Genomic DNA, 246 nt, shown 5'->3' with positions numbered 1-246 from the left:
CACCAACGATGTGAAAGTGACCCTGCATGTCTCAGACGATGCGGGTAACGTCAGTGCAGTTGAGCATTCTCAGACCATCACGCTGGATACGCAGATTGCAGGCAGAATCGATATCGACAAGGTGGCCGGCGACAATGTAATCAATGCGAAAGAGTCCGATCACATCACCGTCAGCGGCACGGTAGGGCTGGATGCGAAGCCGGGTGATGACGTGGATCTGGAGCTGAACGGCCACAAAATCACGGT

The 246-nt window shown here is 54.5% G+C and carries 1 protein-coding gene; it reads left to right on the top strand.

From position 1 onward, the window contains the following. Positions 1-16: 16 nt before the first annotated feature. A partial coding sequence (locus M979_RS22265; RefSeq protein WP_167350298.1) for an Ig-like domain-containing protein occupies positions 17-246 on the top strand: 230 nt, incomplete at its 3' end.

The sequence above is a fragment of the Buttiauxella noackiae ATCC 51607 genome (genome assembly GCF_001654865.1).
GTDB classification, from domain to species: domain Bacteria; phylum Pseudomonadota; class Gammaproteobacteria; order Enterobacterales; family Enterobacteriaceae; genus Buttiauxella; species Buttiauxella noackiae.
Note: the sequence above shows the minus strand (reverse complement) of the source record. Positions and strands in the feature narration are given on the sequence as shown.